General features: G+C 64.5%; 12 protein-coding genes and 1 pseudogene. 10 read left to right on the forward strand and 3 right to left on the reverse strand.

Translation table 11 applies throughout. The annotated features are described in order from the left end of the window. Window positions 1–18: 18 nt before the first annotated feature. Window positions 19–651, reverse strand: coding sequence for a hypothetical protein (locus tag ACTVCO_RS07730; RefSeq protein ID WP_443727813.1), 633 nt, complete (start codon window positions 649–651; stop codon window positions 19–21). A 143-nt stretch (window positions 652–794) separates the two neighbouring features. On the opposite strand from ACTVCO_RS07730, the gene ACTVCO_RS07735 reads away from it, so the two are divergent. The 7 genes and pseudogenes from ACTVCO_RS07735 to ACTVCO_RS07765 all read left to right on the forward strand — a co-directional run bounded on the left by ACTVCO_RS07735 (window position 795) and on the right by ACTVCO_RS07765 (window position 11,660). Continuing rightward, entirely contained in the window at window positions 795–1,241 is a 447-nt protein-coding gene (locus ACTVCO_RS07735; protein ID WP_443727814.1) for a restriction endonuclease, read from the forward strand. Then, entirely contained in the window at window positions 1,238–4,906 is a 3,669-nt protein-coding gene (locus ACTVCO_RS07740) for a YobI family P-loop NTPase (protein ID WP_443727815.1), read from the forward strand. The genes ACTVCO_RS07735 and ACTVCO_RS07740 overlap by 4 nt, the downstream gene beginning before the upstream one ends. An 886-nt stretch (window positions 4,907–5,792) precedes the next feature. Beyond that, window positions 5,793–6,074 (forward strand): annotated as a pseudogene (locus ACTVCO_RS07745) (integrase core domain-containing protein); the annotation flags it as partial. A 50-nt stretch (window positions 6,075–6,124) separates the two neighbouring features. Beyond that, window positions 6,125–8,974, forward strand: a complete 2,850-nt coding sequence (locus ACTVCO_RS07750) for an ATP-dependent DNA helicase (protein ID WP_443727816.1) — start codon at window positions 6,125–6,127, stop codon at window positions 8,972–8,974. Further along, window positions 8,934–9,137 (forward strand): hypothetical protein, encoded by a 204-nt coding sequence (locus ACTVCO_RS07755; protein WP_443727817.1) that lies wholly within the window; start codon window positions 8,934–8,936, stop codon window positions 9,135–9,137. The genes ACTVCO_RS07750 and ACTVCO_RS07755 overlap by 41 nt, the downstream gene beginning before the upstream one ends. Window positions 9,138–9,500: 363 nt before the next feature. Continuing rightward, window positions 9,501–10,265: a hypothetical protein gene (locus tag ACTVCO_RS07760; protein ID WP_443727818.1), complete on the forward strand. Its 765-nt coding sequence runs from the start codon at window positions 9,501–9,503 to the stop codon at window positions 10,263–10,265. 696 nt (window positions 10,266–10,961) lie between these two features. Then, a complete protein-coding gene (locus tag ACTVCO_RS07765; protein WP_443727819.1) occupies window positions 10,962–11,660 on the forward strand; it encodes a DUF732 domain-containing protein in 699 nt (232 codons plus the stop codon). Between the two features lie 469 nt (window positions 11,661–12,129). Here the strand turns inward: ACTVCO_RS07765 and ACTVCO_RS07770 are convergent, their stop codons facing one another. Beyond that, window positions 12,130–12,351, reverse strand: coding sequence for a hypothetical protein (locus ACTVCO_RS07770; protein ID WP_443727820.1), 222 nt, complete (start codon window positions 12,349–12,351; stop codon window positions 12,130–12,132). Window positions 12,352–13,510: 1,159 nt separating this feature from the next. Beyond that, complete coding sequence (locus ACTVCO_RS07775) at window positions 13,511–14,446, reverse strand: DUF7916 family protein (RefSeq protein ID WP_443727821.1); 936 nt, start codon at window positions 14,444–14,446, stop codon at window positions 13,511–13,513. 223 nt (window positions 14,447–14,669) lie between these two features. On the opposite strand from ACTVCO_RS07775, the gene tig reads away from it, so the two are divergent. From tig to ACTVCO_RS07790, 3 genes are all read left to right on the forward strand, one after another. Further along, complete coding sequence (gene tig, locus ACTVCO_RS07780) at window positions 14,670–16,013, forward strand: trigger factor (protein ID WP_443727822.1); 1,344 nt, start codon at window positions 14,670–14,672, stop codon at window positions 16,011–16,013. Between the two features lie 174 nt (window positions 16,014–16,187). Further along, a complete protein-coding gene (locus ACTVCO_RS07785; protein WP_443727823.1) occupies window positions 16,188–16,808 on the forward strand; it encodes an ATP-dependent Clp protease proteolytic subunit in 621 nt (206 codons plus the stop codon). A 44-nt stretch (window positions 16,809–16,852) separates the two neighbouring features. Beyond that, window positions 16,853–17,563, forward strand: coding sequence for an ATP-dependent Clp protease proteolytic subunit (locus ACTVCO_RS07790; RefSeq protein ID WP_443727824.1), 711 nt, complete (start codon window positions 16,853–16,855; stop codon window positions 17,561–17,563). Window positions 17,564–17,680: the final 117 nt, after the last annotated feature.

The following is a 17,680-nucleotide window of genomic DNA, read 5'->3' on the forward strand; positions in this document are numbered from 1 at the left end:
GGCACCACAGGCCAGGTGTCACCTATCCGTGCAGCAGTCCCGTCCAGCAGATCGGGCGGCCTGCGTCTGCCCCTTGACCAGAACGCCCACCGCGTAATGGACTCGGCGGTCCACCGGCTGACTCTCATCGTGGACGAGTCGTTCACCGAGTTCCGCGAAGGCCTGAACGTGGCGTACATCACCTCTGGTGGTTGCTCCCGCGAGGCTGGCCCCGAGATTGACAACGCCGACAAGGTGGTCATCGGCCGCAGGCGCCCAGCCTTGTTCGAGAGCCCCGAGGTCGCCGAGCTTTGGGGGCGGATGCGCTTCAAGGCGCGTTGCCGAGTCACGGTGGAACCGGGCGCACTCCGTATCGTGGTCGCCGCATCCGAGCGCCTGGCCGACCTCGAGTTCATCGAGCGCCGCGCCAACGTTGTGCAGCCCGCTGATCTCGTCTACGGCTACGAGGTGCACGTCATCACGGCGGACTCTGCGGTGGCCGAGCCGCGTAGTGAGCGCATCGTCATCGTGAGACAGCGGCTGCCTGACGTCACGCAGCCTATCGAGGATCAGCTCCAGTACGGCAAGTTCCCGCTCCAACCCACCCGCCCGACCCTGGCTGGGGTCTTGCGCGACATCGTAAAGTACCCCGAACGTGACTACGCCCGGCACGTCCTTGATGATCCTGACCGCTGGGCACGCATCATGGCGAACGCCGTCCGTATCGTGACCATCGAGCAGATGGTGCGCGGCATCAGCTACGAGCCCATCGACGAACCCGGCTGGGGGATGCTGGGGTCGTCTTCTTCGAAGGTGTGTCCAAGAACCCGCCACAGCCGCTACCTGGTAACCCGGACCCCAAGAATGGCGCCATCGCCGCGCCCGAGGGCGGCGTCAACCTCTACGACCACGTCGAACACCACAGCCACGTCGAGCCCGCTCTCGTCGCGCAGGTTGAGACCAACCGTGATCACATCAAGCTCTTCACCAAGCGGCCGCGCCGCTTCCGCGTCCGCGCATCTGTCGGTGAGTGCTCGCCGGGCTCGGCTATCGTCTACGACGAGAACGGCACTCGGTGGCTGTACCTCGTCTGCGAGACCAAGGTCACCTGCAACCTCGACAACACCGACTGGGACGAGGCGTTGCGCATCCGCTTCGCCGAGCACCACTTCGAAGCCGCACCGGTCGGGCCGGTCGACTACATCTACACGACCGACAAGGCTGGCTTGTTGATTGGCGAGGCTCAGGAGGACTTGCGATGACGAATCCCGCTGCCGCATCCGGCGCCGTCGAGTTCCAGGAATCATCGTCGACGTGGAACCTGTTGGCGCTCACTCCGGGCTACCTGGCGCCCGAGCACGGGCCGTATGTTGCGGCGCTCACGAAGGCGCTGGCGAACGCTGAGATCAAGAACATCGCGCTCTCTGGCAACTACGGAGTCGGCAAGAGTAGCATCCTGAAGCGCCTTTCGGAACTTGAGAACGGGCGAGTTGTCGAACTGTCGCTGTCGACCCTCGCACCAATCGAGGCCTCGGCCCTCGATGGATCGGTGCCCGTGCAAGCAACGACTCCGACGAACCGCATTCAGCAAGAGATTGTCAAGCAACTTCTCTACCGCGAGGATCCCAACCGCACACCGGGATCGAGGTTTCGCCGCATCGAGCGGTTCGAGTGGAAGCGCGACCTCGCGCTCGCTGGAATTGTCGGCCTCGCGATGACAGTCATCTTTCTGCTTGCGGGATGGGGCGTGATCATCACGGCGACGCTCAAACCACTCGTTGATCTCGCACTCTGGGTCTATCCTCTGATCCTTGTCCTGGCGACCGGAGCCGCCTTCGGAGTTAAGTTCCTGCTGCACGGTCGTGTGCATATCAAGACCTTCTCTGCGGGCCCTGCCGCCGTCACTCTGGACGAGAAGTCAGTGTCGTACTTCGATCAATACCTGGACGAGATCGTGTACTTCTTCGAGACCTCGACCTACGACGTGGTCGTCTTCGAAGACATTGATCGCTTCAACGACTCACATATTTTTGAGACGCTCCGCTCGCTGAATACCCTCCTTAACGCAGCGCCTGAGATTGATCGGTCGCGTCGGACCATTCGCTTCGTCTACGCAATCAAGGACAGCATCTTCGACCGCATAGGGCTGGAGTCCGAGGGCAGGAACGACGTCGCGCTCGAGGACATCACCGATCCCGCTGAGGCTGAGTCGGTTCGCGCCAATCGCACGAAGTTCTTCGATCTCGTCATCCCGGTCGTGCCGTTCATCACCCATCGGAGTGCTCGCAACCTCGCCAGCAAGCTGCTTGACGGGCTTGAGCACACAGTTTCCCCCGACCTCGTGGACCGTGCGGGACGCTTCGTGCCAGACATGCGGCTGCTAAAGAACGTCCGCAATGAGTTCGTCGTGTTTCGCGACAGGATCTTCTCCGGTGACGGAAAGGAGCTTGACCTCAGTGAGACTGACCTCTTTGCGATGATGCTCTACAAGAGCACCCACCTCAGCGACTTCGAGAACATCCGCCTCGGAAGCAGCAAGCTGGACAAGCTGTACGCCGCACATCGCAAGCTCGTGAGCGCGAACATTCGACGAGTTGAGCGCGAGATCCGCGCCACGCGTTCTGCGCTCACTCGCGACGGCAAGTCCGCAGAACGGAGCGAACGGCTCGGGTTGTCGCTCCTGGCGCACATAGCTCGAACCGCACGTGCAGCCGGGTACCCGGAGCACAGCCCGCAGTATGCACTCGGGTCAACTACACGATCTGCCTCGGATCTAAAGCAGCCGGCGTTCTGGCTGGAACTCGCAAGTTCAGAGGGCGCGGCCCTCACCTGGCGAAACGGCTACTACAACCAGACGATGAGCTTCACGCGGGAGGACCTGGCTGAGGCGCTCGGGGATTCGATCGATGCGGCGGCGTGGGAGCAGGCCGACGAAGACGCCCTCAACGACACGCTGGCTACCCTGGTTGAGCAGCTCACGTTCCTGCGGAGCGCCGACATGGGTGGCGTCATGAAGCGGCCGGAGTTTCTCGTGAAGTACGAGGAGGAGGAGCAGTCGCTCGCGGCGGTCGCTGAGAAGCTTCTGACTCGCGGCCTCGCGTACGAACTGATCCGCGAGGGCTACATCAACAAGAACTTCACTCTCTACACATCGACGTTCCACGGCGACCGAGTGGGGCCGGCAGCAACGAACTTCATCATCCACCACGTCGAACAGGGCCTGATCGATGTCGATTTCCAGCTGTCAGGCGAGGATGTCGATTCGGTGGTGCGCGAGTGTGGAACGGGTGCGCTCGGTGATCCTGCGCTCTACAACATCGCCATTCTTGATCGGCTGCTCCAGACCGATGTCGAGACCGCCGACATCATGGTTACATCGGTCGCGCGGCTCGGAGACTCGGCTCGCGATTTTCTCCAGGCGTACCTCAACGCAGGGCAGGAGAGAGCCCGCTTCCTGGGGCGTCTCTTGCGCAAGTCGACCGGAGTCCTGCCGTACCTCGTATCGGAGGCGGAGCTCGATGATGCCACGCGTCTCCAACTCGTGAGCGACGCTCTCGCGAGTCTCGCGCACGGCACAAAATATTCAACCGACGACGCGACCGCCCACTACCTCGCGGAGCACTACAGATCCCTTCCTGCGTTGACCAAGGATGCCGTAGACCCCAAGACGGCCGCGAGCATCTCGATTCTCTTCCTCATGGCGGGGATCAAGATAGTTGATCTCAACGCCCTCACCGAGGCCGTTCGCAGGGCGTTCGTTTCCCGGAATGGCTACGTCATCTCGAAGTCGAACCTCCTCGCCGCGCTCGGCAAGGATGCTGACCTCGCGCTCGATTCGATCCGCGCTCTTGATGAGAAGGTCTACGAGTATCTGCTCGACAATCTCGAGGACTACCTCAAGGTGGTCGAGGGGAATTCCACCACGGTCGAGTCATCGGATGGCTTTGCCGCGATCATCGAGGACGTCCTCGAACACGACGCAGATCGCCTTGAGGGCATCATCGTGGGAGCGAACGCGGAGACTCGCGTCCTCAATCTGGCGGACGTGGCCGAAGCATCGTGGCCAGTGCTCGCAAGATGTGGCCGCTTCCCGGCGACGTTCGGAAACGTCATCACGTACCTCGGTGCGAGCGATTCGATCGATGCCGACTTGGCCGAACTCCTCATAGAAGCTCGCGCGATTAGCGCCGTTGACGACGCCGCGGATGCGGACAAGGATCGCGTTGCGCTGGCGATCCTCGCCGCAAGCACACACATTCACTCCACGATCCGCGTGCCGCTTGTCGTTAGCCTCAAGTTGAGTGAGGCGCTCGACGCCACTGCGATTGCCCCCTCCAACAGCATGTTGTTTCCTCTACTTCTTGAGAGCCATCTAATTGCTGACGATGCGGGGACATACGTACACCTTGGCCGGGTCGACTGGAAGTGGCGCGAGGAGCTGATTCGTGTCTCACGCCAGTTCAAGTCGTTCATGACCCCAGAGCTCGTCGGGGAAGATCTTGCATCATTGCTCGCGAGCACGAGCATTGGCAAGGCGGTCAAGCTCAAGACGTTGGATGAAGCCGCCGACTACGCGAGTGCCAGTGATGCGTCTGGCCGAGGTCAGCTCGCCCGGTTCGCAGTTGCGAATGGGCGTGGACTCCCGCTCGATGTCGTCGTGCAACTGCCCGCGGATCGTGTCGTCGCCGCAACCGCGCTCGCACTACTCGAGCCACATTTGGGGGTAGTCGATGACTCCCGGCTGTTCACGATGCTGCACGCGATTGGCGGCGCATACGCCCAGTTAACGCACGTGGGACGTGACCGACCGACCATCCCGGATACAGCCGCGAACCGCGCGCTTCTTAAGTCGCTCGAACAGCGCGGAATCGTCACTAAGGCTGATGCTGAAGGCGCGTCGCTTCGCATCAGCAAGAGACACAAGTAGGGCGACGGATCATTTTGTCGTTGACCCTGGACTTCAACGACTGCTGCCGCGGTGACGTGCCAGCCTAATAGAGCGTGACGATTGCGGTACGTTCCGCTTCCAACTGGTGGTGTCCGGAGCTGTCGCCAGCTCGCGCCACCACTTGCGCCGCGGACTCCGCTGCTTCCATTCCTACGATTCACCTTCGCTCAGTTCGCGACGTTCGCCTCGCGGAGGCCAGATGCGGTGGAGCTGGTCGGATTCCTCGAGGTGCCCTCTGACCTGACTCGTGCCACTTGAGCCAGGATCTGGGTTCGGCATCGCGTTTACGCATGTGAGGGTGCCACGTCGGCATCAAGTGACACACCGCGGTTTCACGGTAGGGCCCTTGAATGGTGTTTGTGAGAAAGGTCCCGGGGCGGTCGGGCAGCACGAAGGTCCAGCTCGCCGAGCGTCGCGGGGGTCGCGACGTGGGGCGGATTCAACCTGTCGTCGCAACACTGGGTAGTTCGATCGACGGACGAAGTTCGGCGAAATCCTCCGCGAACGCCTCCGCGGGCGTCTTCCAGCCGATCAGGTGTCTTGCCTTGCTGTTGCCGCGTTGGAGACGGCGGCGAGATCGTCCGCGCTCCAACGTGACAGATCGGTGTCCTTTGGGAGGTGCTGGAGGAGCGGTCCGTTCGTGTTCTCATTCGTTGGTCGTCGGCAGCGCGATATCGGATCCGCGAAGAACGCTATCGTGCCGATGTCGAGGGTGAGCTGAGCGCGTTCTGAGTAATCCGTGCAGCGGTCCCGAGTGAGCGTCTTGCAAAGCTACTCCGGGACTCTGGCCAACGACACCATCAATGCTGTGTTCATAGTGACGGCGCCATAATCGCTGGGTGCGGGGCGGCGCTTCGTGCGGGGCTGCTCGAAGGCCTATGCCGGTAGTGCAAGAAGATCGACGTCACTCAGCCGATGGGTGCCGTGGGCTCCCCGGCCGACAACGCCCTGGCGGAGTCGTTCAACGACTCGATGAAGCGCGAGGCCTCCGAGACGCAGTCTGTTGGACCGACGAGTTTACGCGCCGGAGGGGATCTTCAGGTGGCTCGTCCGCGACAACACCAAGTGACGCTAACCGTGGTGCCGCTACACATCGTCGATCGCCCACGAGACCGGCGGTACCGCTACACTACCGACGGCTGCGTAATCACACCCGTGTCAAAGATCCGGCGCTTAGGGCCCTACGCATTTTTTCACATGTTCCTGCACCTTGAGCGCTGCGAACGGCGGTTCATGGGCATGATGGCAGCCTCGTGCGGGGTTGGCGCCAGCGCGAGCGCGAGCAGGGTAGCAAGTGCGAGACGGAACGACAGGCGGAGTAGGGGAAAAGTCGTGACCACTGTCGGGGAGCACATTAGGAGCACCGACGAGGCGATCTGCCAGAACATTGCCTCGCTGACAAGCCAGCGTGATCTTCTGTCCCAGAACGTTCTCGCGCAGCTCCGGAACCTTGTCGAGGGCGTTGCTGTCCGTCTCCAGTTGGGCTCGTCCGACGCCGAGTACAACTACCCCGCGATCGGGCAGGGGCTGGCCTTCATCAAGGGCAAGGGCCAGTACAGCTTCCTGAGCCGGTTCCACAAGTTTCTCGAAGCGAGCGCCTCGCACTACACCATGGACGGGGATGCGTCCGAGCGCCTGATGCTCAAGTACTACGAGTACCTGCTGCGCATCCGCATGCTGCTCAAGGACCGCTGTGGGATCGAGGTGCTCACCAACCTGGAGTCGTTCCCCGTCGACCTCGACCCGTCCCTGCACGAGTACCACGAGAAGATCGCCTCCCGGATCGAGGCACTTCGTCCGACGGGGTCGGGGAGTGGAGCGCGGGATCGCTACTACATCCACAAGACGCGTCCGTTCTTCGTCGGAGGACGCATCTACTACGAAGTGACCTTCTACCGGGCCGTCAACAAGGTCAGCAAATTCGACCGCATCATCGCCTTCACCGACATTGACATGACTGATAAGTACTCGGCCATGTTGACCCTCCAGCACGACTCAATCCACGTCCTCGACCAGACGATGCCGATCACGATCATCACCGCCTGGGAGGTCTCGATCCGTCCCTGCGAGTTCAACAACCTCGCGCGGCTCCTGGGTGTCTCGCTCGAGGTCAGCGTCGGCATGGCCGAGTACCGCTACCTCATGAACGGCCTCACGGTGGGCTCGGGGAGCCTGCTCGAGCTCATGGACATGTCCGGGGCCCAGTACGCAGCGATGCGGGCTGCGGGCACGGCGACCGCGACCAAGCCGCAGATCTTCCCGGTGCTCGACGAGGCTCGCCGGATCATCCGGTCCGGCGCCCCGGGTCACAACATGCTCCGCTACCTCATGCTTCGGATGCGCAACGAAGCGCTCAAGTCGCAGTACTACTGGGAGCAGTGCGGCCGTCTGTCCGACCTCAACCTGCAGTATGGCTGCATCCCGTTCGACACTATGCCCTTCTGCAGCTCCCCGGTCGGCCACAACGCCCGCTACTGGGACCTCGTTGAGAGCCTCGACTCGACCGGACGGGAGCATGAGCTGCTCGCTCGGCGGGTGCGGATCAACGTCGAGAGCTACGGAATGCTCTACACGCCCGTCGCTGAACTCGAAGCATTGGGAGACGTCACCAGCCTGATCGCCACCTACAACGGCAAGCTCTACTACAAGCACGCTGAGCGCCAGCTGGTGCAGGACAAGGGCCACGTCTTCATCCGGGGATACGAGGACGACGCCGTCGCTATCCTGGAGAAGCTCCAGGAGAGGGCGTCGTCCGGGATCGACGGCTACACCGCGGCGGTCGAGCGCTGGCTGGACGGGGCTCCTCGTGGCATTGACGACGACGTCAAGAGGGACGCCCTCAAGCGCCTCTTCTGCCAGTCGAAGGTCGCCTTGATCTACGGTGCCGCCGGCACGGGCAAGTCCACGATGGTCGACCACATCGCCCAGTACTTCAACGACAAGACGAAGTTGTTCCTCGCCCACACCAACCCGGCGAAGGGCAACCTTGAGCGCAAGGTGACCGCCCAGAACTCGACCTTCCGGACGATCGCCAGCCAGATCTACCGCACGGGGCTGGATCTGGAGTACGACCTCCTGGTCATCGACGAGTGCAGCATCGTCAGCAATGCCGACCTGCTCAGGGTGCTGGAGAAGACGTCGTTCAAACTGCTGGTGCTGGTCGGCGACATCTACCAGATCGAGTCGATCAAGTTCGGCAACTGGTTCAGCATCATTCCCTCGTTCGTTCCGAGCACCTCGGTCTTTGAGCTGACCACGCCCTACCGGACCACGAACGCGTCGCTCCTGAGCTTCTGGGACAAGGTGCGCAACCTCGAGGAGGACATCGCCGAAGTCATCGCCCGCAACGGCTACTCGACGGTGCTCGACAAGTCACTGTTCGAGGCGCAGCGCGACGACGAGATCATCCTGTGCCTCAACTACGACGGCCTCTACGGGATCAACAACGTCAACCGCTTCCTCCAGAGCAGCAACCCCAACCCGGCGGTCACCTGGCGCGTCTCGACCTACAAGGTCGGCGACCCGGTGTTGTTCAACGACACCGAGCGCTTCTGGCCGGTCATCTACAACAACCTCAAGGGCAAGATCGTGGACATCGGCGTTGACCTGGGCCAGATCCAGTTCGACGTCGAACTCGACAGGCCGCTTACTGAGTTCGACGTTGTCGGTGGTGAGCTCGAATGGGTAGAGGGCACGACCGTGCGCTTCACTGTCTACGACTACGACACCAGCGACGAGGACGACGACTCGGTCAACACCGCGGTCCCGTTCCAGGTCGCCTACGCTGTCTCGATCCACAAGGCCCAGGGCCTGGAGTACGACTCCGTCAAGGTCGTCATCACCGACGCCAATGAGGATGACATCACCCACAGCATCTTTTACACGGCGGTGACCCGGGCGCGGGAGAGCCTGAAGGTCTTCTGGACGCCGGAGACTCAGCAGGCGGTGCTCAAGAGCCTCCGGCGGAGCAACAGTCCCAAGGACGTCGCCCTGCTGTCGAGCCGTCGTGACCTCACGCCTGTCGCCGGAGCCCGTCGCCCGACGTGACGATGAGCGGACCAATCCGCCGTCGAACCTTCGCGTAGAGGGCACGACGCAGACTGACGACTACAAGGACGCGTGGATGAACGACCGGCGCGCGCCGACAGCCGCCGAGATCGAGGCGTGGCAGCGTGAGAACGCCTTCTTACCTCTTGACTACGCGCGCTGACCAACTCCACTTGTGCGCATCGAAGTCTTGTCGAGGGACTCGGCCCCCGATTCCCGAGGTTGCCCTTCGCGGACGGGCCCCGCGGCGCTGGTGCAAGGCGTCCGGGGCCTGCTCCGGCGCCAACAGGGCAAACAATGGCGGCACCGAGGCCGTCGGCGGCATCATCGAGCTCCTCAGGCGCCAGGTCCGCGACTATCGCAACCGCGGCAACTATCGGCTACGGATCCTGCTCGCCGCTGGCGGCCTCATCGACTGACCTCCACCGCGTCGGCGACGAGCCAAATTGAGGGACTCCACTCGTGCAGCAGACCCGATCTCGGTCGAGGCGGCGGGGACTCGTGCCGAGTGTGGGAGCATCGGATCATGAACAGCGAGAAGTCGGACTCCATCCAGTGGTTCGGTTTAGCCTGGCAGCAGCATGTTGGGTTGATCGTCGGCGCCTTAACGTCGATTGCTATTTGCCTGAAACTTCTGGCGGTGGCGGGCTGGGACATTACCACGGCCTTTGGCATTCTTGCTGCAAGTGGGACTGTCGACGTGCTCACTGGAACGCTCCTGGGCATACTGCCTGTTCTTTATGGCGTAGTGGCGATTAAGTTCGTGCCGGTCGTCGAGCGCAAACTGAATACCCGCAGCCCGGTGGAGCGTGCGGCTGCGCGGACTATGGAGAGTTGGCCAGCGCTTCTCCTTGTATTAATCGTGCCGACAATGCTGATTATTGCCCTTGCGCTACTGGTGATCGTCGGCGTCGTAGTGCGACGACTCTCGATCAGGCGTACGGAGAAATCAAGACGCGAGGGAGGCTTTGCGCCGGCGGCGAGTGCGGAAGGTGCGTCGAAGTTCGAGACGGTGAGCGTGGCTGTTGGCGGGCTCATCTTTCTCATTTTTGCGTCGCTTCCGACGCCCTGGGTGCCCCCAGAGACGGTCAGATTCTCCGGCGTAGAACGGACGGCGTTCGTGTTTGCGAAGGAGGGGGATAGCGCGACGGTGCTCATGGCTGACGGTCGCGTACTGCGACGAGTTGAGGCGGCTTCTCTTACGGGTGAACTCTGCTCAACGCTCACAGGTTGGTGGGAGAAACCGATTCTTGGAGTCGTGGGAGGTGATCGATATGAGCGCTGTCCATAGAGCCTGCTCGTCGAACGTCACGGTCCTTCGTGGCGCAAAGGCGAGGTGCCTCCGTGATTTTCTGCGGACATGTCGGCGGTGTCGCCTCTCACGCTGCCCAGCGGCGAGCAACTCGTCGAGCCGTCGACTGTCGAACGCGCCCTGTCCGAAGGCTGGCCCCACCTCGCCGAGAAGTGACTGACCGGCCGGATCGTTGCCGGCGCTTGACCTGACTCGTGCCGCTTGAGCCGGGTTCGGGGTTCGGGCACCGCCTCGACGCTGGTGTCGGGCGCGACTGTGCGCCGGCGCCGGGCGAGGACCTCCAGCCCGAGGCAACGGCGCCCCTCTGCCCACTCGTCCTTCTGCTCGGCAAGCACGGCCCCGACCAATCGGATGATGGCCTCGCGCTTCAGACGTCGTGGCTGACCGTTGCCGTTACGTAGCCCCGGCGCGGCATGGCGTGGCGTCAGCCCGTACCTCGCTCCAAACGTCCTGGGCAAGTCGCAGGTCTTTGCAGTGCTCTGGACTGCTGCACGGATAGGTGACACCTGGTCTGTAGCGCCGACGACGCCGCGAGCAGCGGTGGCCGCATGGCCGCCCTTGCCGCTGTGAGACCCGCTTCGGGTGCGTGTCTCCAGCCGTTCCATGGCCGGAGCATCGGCGCGCCAAGGGAGGACCCCAGGGCTCGGCGAGCCCTCGGCATGGGACGCTTGTCGCATGCGTTCGATCGTTGGTGCCGCTGCTGTCTTGGTATGTCTCGTGCTCGCCGGATGCGATACGGAAGCCGTGGACAGCGCGTCTTCGGCACCGGTGACGACTGCTCCGGCGCCGTCAGCAAGCTCGCCGTCCCCGACTGCCAGCTCGCCTACAACAACTTCGAGCCCCACCGAGGCGTCGTACACGAATGCGGAAGAGGGCTTTCTGACCAGTGTCCGGAGCTCCAGCGAGTCGCTGAACCAGCGACTCGACTCGCAGCTGCTCGCGTCAGCCGCGCAAGTCTGTAGCAGCCTCGACACCGGCGCAACATACGACGAGGCAGTCGCACCGTTGCTCGACGACGGGATCTCCGATGAGGCAGCTATGGTGCTCGCGTCAAACGCCGTGTTCGAGTTCTGCGACAAGCACGACTCGATCATCGACGTAGCGCTCGGTGGCATCGCGGACCGCCAGGAGAAGCCGACGGGCGAGCCGAAGGATCAGTTCCTCGCCGCTGCGCGAACCGACCCCTTCTTCGCAGAAGTCACGGACGAAGCTGTTCTCATGCTCGGAACTACCGTGTGCGATGGCTTCACGCGTGGAGACTCCCTCGAGGTGACGTTGGGCTACTTCGACCTGATGCCCAAGGAGACTGCGGTGAAGTTCATCCGTACGTCGGTCGAGCTGCTCTGTCCGAAGCACGCCGAGCGGCTCAAGTAGCAGCAGGCGAAGCGGTAGGCCGGGGTCCGGTTGGGCGTCGAGCGGCAGGACCAAGGTGACGGCGCTTCAACCTGGTTTGACCTGCAGGAATGCTCGACCGCGGGCGTGTTCCAGCTCGGGATGTGTGAACGTTTCGCCGAATCGGTGTGAGACCCGGTCGTGAGGCCCCGCAACGCTGCAGGTCAGATAGTTCTGTCACCACCCCACAGTGGGGTGGTGACACAACGTCACCGCCTGTAGTGACAGAACCTCTCGTCGAGAGCCCTGCGGGGCTCTGGGCGAGGGGTTCTGTCCGTTTCGGACTGCTGTCGGCGGGCGCAGCGCTGTGCGCCGGCCGCCGACGGCGAGCAGTGACGCTCGCTCGGGGTAGTTCGAGGGCGCGCGGAGAATCACTGGTAGCCCGTCAGGCTCAGGGGCCAGCGGGCTGCGTGCGTGGTGCTGTGGAGTTCGGTGCCGTGGGCGGCGGGTGTCAGGCGACTGGCGGCGCGCCGGGTCGCTGGGGGTTGGCGGCAACGCGCGGGCCGTGCGGCGCGTCATCGACGTCGGCGGGGGTGTCGTAGAGGTCGGCGTCGTCGAGGTCGTGGGTGGTGGCCCAGCGGCGGATGACCTGGATGTTGTACTGGACGATCGCTGCGGCGACCATGAGCGTGTTGGCGGTGATGCCGATGACGCGGGTCCAGCCGCGGGTCATGGCGTGTCCGTCGCGGGCCTTGAGGACGCCGAAGGCGCCTTCGACGGCGGTGCGCCGGGAGTAGGCGGCGTTCCATTCGGGGGTGCCCCAGCGGTGGGGCTGGTAGTGCTTGCCGAGGACGGCGCCGGAGACGGAGAGGGTTTCCTGGGTGAAGGCCTTGGTGCGGCGCTGGGCGGCGGTGGCGTTCTGGCGGCCGTGGGTGCGGGTGAAGAACCGCTGGTGACCCTTGGCGTGACGGCGTCCGTTGGGGACGAGCGCGTAGGGAGCCAGTGCTGCGATCTGCGCGTTGAACCGCTCGACCTTGGCGGCGCTTCGTGCGTGGCGTCGGCGGACGCGAGCGGAGGCGTGTGGTGCGAGCGGGGCGATGGTGTAGCGGGTGGGGCGGGTGAATCGCCCCGGGTCTGATGGAGGCTCTCATTACTGGGAAGGATGATGAGAGTCATGGCAGCACCGAGGAAGTACAGCGTTGAGCTCCAGCATCGGGCGACGCGGATGGCGATGGACGCCAGAAAGGACCCCGAAGCCGCCCGTGGGGACTTGACCGCTCGAGCACCTGCGTGGCACCGTTCTTCGCTTCCGGAACCTGACCCACTACATCGCACGAAGCCTCGGCGGCTTCAGACCCGCGCTACACCCTCGATTGTGAAGAGCCACCAATCTTGACCGCGCCCGGGCCATCGTGCTGCGACTGGAGATGACGTACCCGTAGTCGGCACGAATGTTCGCGGCCCGGTAGTCGTTGTGCTCCAGAGCCGCATTCACACCCGCCAGCAACGCCTCGGGCTCCGCAGTAACGGCGCCCGCCTACAGGCGGGCGCCGTTAACGCCTGGTGCATACCGGGGTCTACTTCCTGCCCTTCTTGAACCCCAGAGGGGACAACCCGTGTACGGCCTTACCGGCAGGTTGACCAGGCGCTTCCAGTCTATCGCACTCGGACCAATTCGAACCTTGAGGGCAGAAGGGGCTGGGTGCGACGTGGCTCTTCCCGCGTCGACGACGGGCCCGCGAGACTGCTCCTTGTCGAGCCCCCCGGGGTCTGAGCGGAGCTCTGTCCGTTTCGGGGGTTGACTCGGCTCGCGGGGGTCGCGGCGGGGCGAGTCGGCGGACACTTCTCGGCATTGAGAGGGCCTCGGCGCCCTCGTCGGACAATGACGCGCGCTACCGAAGCAGCGACATGGCCATGCGCCGGTATGTGTGGCGGCGACCGCGAATCGCGATGGAGTAGGCGACGAGGTTCTCGGGCAACGTGATCCCGTAGAAGCCGCAGTCGCCAAGGTGGTGGATGTCCGTCCCGGTCATCTTCGCCATGAGGGCGAGCGCGCGGATCGTGTCGACGTCGGCGCCCTCTTGCGACGTGCCGATCGCCGTCATGGTGAGGGCGCCCGCGCGATGCGCGGTCTCGACCCAGGCGCGGACCTGCGCTTCGTGGCAGCCCGGGACCGTGCCCGGCGCGGGCAGGAGGACGACATCGGCTCCCGCATTGACGAAGGCTTCGATCGCCGCGTCGTCGACGATCGCGGAGCCCGCCTCCCCGACGCTCCCCGAGGCATGCATCTTGCCGACGATGAGAATGACGTCCGCGCCCACTGCCTCGCGGGTTGCGGCGGTGGCGCGGGCGAGCGCCGCGTTCGTCACGCCCATCCCCGGATTGCCTGTGAGGACGATCGCGTCGACGCCGAGTGCCGCGGCACGGCGTGCGTTGGCAGGCGTCGCGAGGCGTCCAGACGTGGCGGGTCCGGCGAAGTCCGCTGACGCACCGAGATCGGCCTCGGGGTCAACTGGTTCAAGGTTGACCGCGACGAGGCGCCCGGTGAGTTGCTTGATGGCCCGGATGACGTCGTCGGGGGAGTCGACGTCGATCGCGTGGACTGCGGGAGCGAGCACGTCGAGCACGTTGAGGATGAGGAGGTCGGCTCCTTGGCTCGTCGCGAGCTCGGGATTGCTCACGTCGAAGACGAGCGGCATGGCCGGGGCAATCATCTCGGAGGCGAGGGTGCGTCCCTCGTTCGCGCGGATCGCGGCAAGCTTGTCGGAGCGCGTGTACTGCGCCAGCTCGCGGGCGGTTGCGTCAAGGAGCCGCTTCGGTGAGGCCATGAGGCAGCCTAGCGCGGCAGCGCTGCTGGGGGCCGACGGGGGAGTGGGATGATCCACAGGCCTGAGGGTTCCGGCCACCGCCACGCGTCCCGTGGAGTAGGATTCCAGGGTTACCCGCGCGTCTCAGCGCACGACCGTCCGCCAGCCGTGTCGGCTGCGCTGGCACCCACCTGGTCGATTCCGGTCTTCCGGTTCGCCCCCCGACTTGCTGGAGTTCATCGAAGTGAAGAGCGCCGTCGAAACCCTCGAGCCCACGAAGGTCAAGCTCACGGTGGAGGTGTCGTACGACGAGCTCAAGCCGAGCATCGACCACGCGTACGAGCACATCGCCAAGGAGGTCACGATCCCGGGCTTCCGCAAGGGCAAGGTTCCGCCGCGCATCATCGACCAGCGTGTCGGCCGTGGCGCAGTCCTCGAGCACGCGATCAACGATGGCCTGCCCGGCTTCTACGGCGAGGCAGTCCGCGAGCTCAAGCTCCGCCCGCTCGCCCAGCCGTCGGTCGAGGTCACGAAGGTCCCGGACCCGTCCGAGACCGAGGGTGAGCTCCACTTCACGGCCGAGGTCGAGGTCCGTCCCGAGATCGAGCTCCCCGAGCTTTCCTCGCTCACCGTCTCGGTCGACGACGTCGCCGTCACGGACGAGGACGTCACGGCGCGCCTCGACGCGCTGCGTGAGCGTTTCGGTTCGCTCGTCGGCGTCGACCGTCCCGCCCAGGACAAGGACTTCGTCGTCATCGACATGGGTGCGACCGTCGACGGCAACGAGATCGACAACGTCTCGGGCACGTCCTATCAGATCGGGTCGGGCACGATGCTCGACGGCCTCGACGAGGCGCTCATCGGCCTGTCCGCAGGCGAGGACGCGATCTTCACGTCGCCGCTCGCCGGTGGCGAGCACGCAGGCCAGGACGCGACCATCACGGTCAAGGTCACCTCGGTCAAGGAGCGCGAGCTTCCCGACGCCGACGACGACTTCGCTCAGATGGCCTCCGAGTTCGACACGATCGGTGAGCTCACCGACGACCTGCGCGAGCAGGCTGGCAAGGCCAAGGTCTCCCAGCAGGCCGTCCAGGCTCGTGACAACCTGCTCGAGGCCCTCCTCGGTGCCGTTGAGATCCCCGCACCCGCGGGCGTCGTCGAGGCAGAGATCCACCGCCACCTCGAGTCCGAGGGTCGCCTCGAGGACGACGAGCACCGCGAAGAGGTGCGCGAGGAGGCCACGGTCGCTCTGCGCAACCAGATCCTGCTCGACACTCTCGCCGAGAAGCTTGAGATCAAGGTCGGCCAGGGCGAGCTCCTCGAGTTCCTCCTGCAGTCGGCTCGCCAGTACGGCATGGACCCCAACGAGTTCATCAAGCAGATCGACTCGAACGGTCAGATCCCCTCGATCGTCGCCGAGGTCGCCCGCTCCAAGTCCCTCGCGGTCGCGCTGCGCGCCATCGAGGTCAAGGACGCGTCCGGCAACGTCGTCGACCTCACCGAGTTCATCGGCTCGGACGAGGAGGACGCCGCGGCCGAGGTTCTCGAAGAGGCAGCCACCGCCGCTGCGGACTCCGTCGAGGACTGAGTCCACACCCACGTGTGACGAGAGCCGTGCCCCCGCAGATGCGGGGGCACGGCTCTCGTGTCACCCCCGCGCGTGCGCCGTCAGCGAAACAGGGGCCTACCCGGGCAGGAACCGGGGACCGCGAGCGTTAGGGTCGACACGGATACATCAACGGGACCATCGAGGGAGACCCACGTGATCGAGCAGACGCCCGTGGCAGCACGCGGTGAGGGAGCCGGACTCGGCCTCAACGACAGCATCTACAACCGCCTCCTCAAGGAGCGGATCATCTGGCTCGGATCCGAGGTGCGCGACGAGAACGCCAACGCGATCTGTGCGCAGCTCATGCTCCTCGCAGCCGAGGACCCTGAGAAGGACATCTACCTCTACATCAACTCCCCGGGCGGTTCGATCACGGCGGGCATGGCGATCTACGACACCATGCAGTACATCCAGCCGGACGTCGCAACCGTCGCGATGGGACTCGCGGCCTCGATGGGACAGTTCCTGCTCTCGTCCGGCGCTCCCGGCAAGCGCTTCGCGACGCCCCACGCGCGCGTCATGATGCACCAGCCCTCGGGCGGCATCGGAGGCACCGCAACCGACGTGCGCATCAACGCAGAGCTCATCCTCCACATGAAGCGCGTCCTCGCCGACCTCACCGCGCAGCAGACCGGCAAGACGGTCGAGCAGATCAGCTCGGACGCCGACCGCGACCGCTGGTTCACCGCCCCTGAGGCCCTCGAGTACGGCTTCATCGACCACGTCGTCACGCACGCCGGCTCCGTTCCGGGCGGCGGCGGCACAGGCGCCTGAGCGCCGCCCGCCCCCACCGGACCCCACGACACCAGGAGACCTCGATGAGCACCGAGTCCCAGTACATCTCAACCGCCCAGCGCCTCGCTGGACCCTACGCGGGCGCCATCTTCGGCGGACGCGCCCCACAGGGTCCGCAGAGCCGCTACATCCTGCCGAACTTCGAGGAGCGCACGCCCTACGGCTTCAAGCGCCAGGACCCGTATACGAAGCTCTTCGAGGACCGCATCATCTTCCTCGGCGTGCAGGTTGACGACGCGTCCGCTGACGACGTCATGGCCCAGCTTCTCGTCCTCGAGAGCCAGGACCCGGACCGCGACATCTCGGTCTACATCAACTCGCCCGGCGGCTCATTCACCGCAATGACCGCCATCTACGACACGATGCAGTACATCAAGTCGCAGGTCCAGACCGTGTGCCTCGGCCAGGCGGCCTCGGCTGCGGCGGTTCTGCTGGCGGCAGGGCAGCCCGGCAAGCGCCTCGCCCTTCCGAACGCACGCGTTCTCATCCACCAGCCCGCGATGGAGGGCGGCGGCTACGCGCAGGCCTCCGACATCGAGATCCACGCGAACGAGCTCATTCGCATGCGCGAGTGGCTCGAGTCGACGCTCGCCGCGCACACCGGCACGCCCCTCGACCAGGTGCGCAAGGACATTGAGCGCGACAAGATCCTCTCCGCGGCGCAGGCCGTCGAGTACGGCATCGTCGACCAGGTGATGGAGAGCCGCAAGACGCCCGTCCTGCCCGCGCAGTGACCGCAGGGTACGGGACCGAAGAGCAGTGACCTAGCAGCCGCCGGAGCGTCGGGCGAGACTTCGACGCTCCGGTGGTGTTCCATGGTGAGGTAGCCTGCCAGCGGTGGCGGACTGAGG

Origin of the sequence: Sanguibacter sp. A247, assembly GCF_052324925.1 — a bacterium.
Classification (GTDB): Bacteria; Actinomycetota; Actinomycetes; order Actinomycetales; family Cellulomonadaceae; genus Flavimobilis.

Excerpts from the sequence above, each read along its gene's own strand:
- ACTVCO_RS07765 (WP_443727819.1), top strand. The coding sequence starts at position 10,962 with ATGCGTTCGATCGTTGGTGCCGCTGCTGTCTTGGTATGTCTCGTGCTC.
- ACTVCO_RS07760 (WP_443727818.1), top strand. The coding sequence starts at position 9,501 with ATGAACAGCGAGAAGTCGGACTCCATCCAGTGGTTCGGTTTAGCCTGG.
- ACTVCO_RS07750 (WP_443727816.1), top strand. The coding sequence starts at position 6,125 with ATGTTCCTGCACCTTGAGCGCTGCGAACGGCGGTTCATGGGCATGATG.
- ACTVCO_RS07740 (WP_443727815.1), top strand. The coding sequence starts at position 1,238 with ATGACGAATCCCGCTGCCGCATCCGGCGCCGTCGAGTTCCAGGAATCA.
- ACTVCO_RS07790 (WP_443727824.1), top strand. The coding sequence starts at position 16,853 with ATGAGCACCGAGTCCCAGTACATCTCAACCGCCCAGCGCCTCGCTGGA.
- ACTVCO_RS07770 (WP_443727820.1), bottom strand. The coding sequence starts at position 12,351 with ATGACCCGCGGCTGGACCCGCGTCATCGGCATCACCGCCAACACGCTC.
- ACTVCO_RS07775 (WP_443727821.1), bottom strand. The coding sequence starts at position 14,446 with ATGGCCTCACCGAAGCGGCTCCTTGACGCAACCGCCCGCGAGCTGGCG.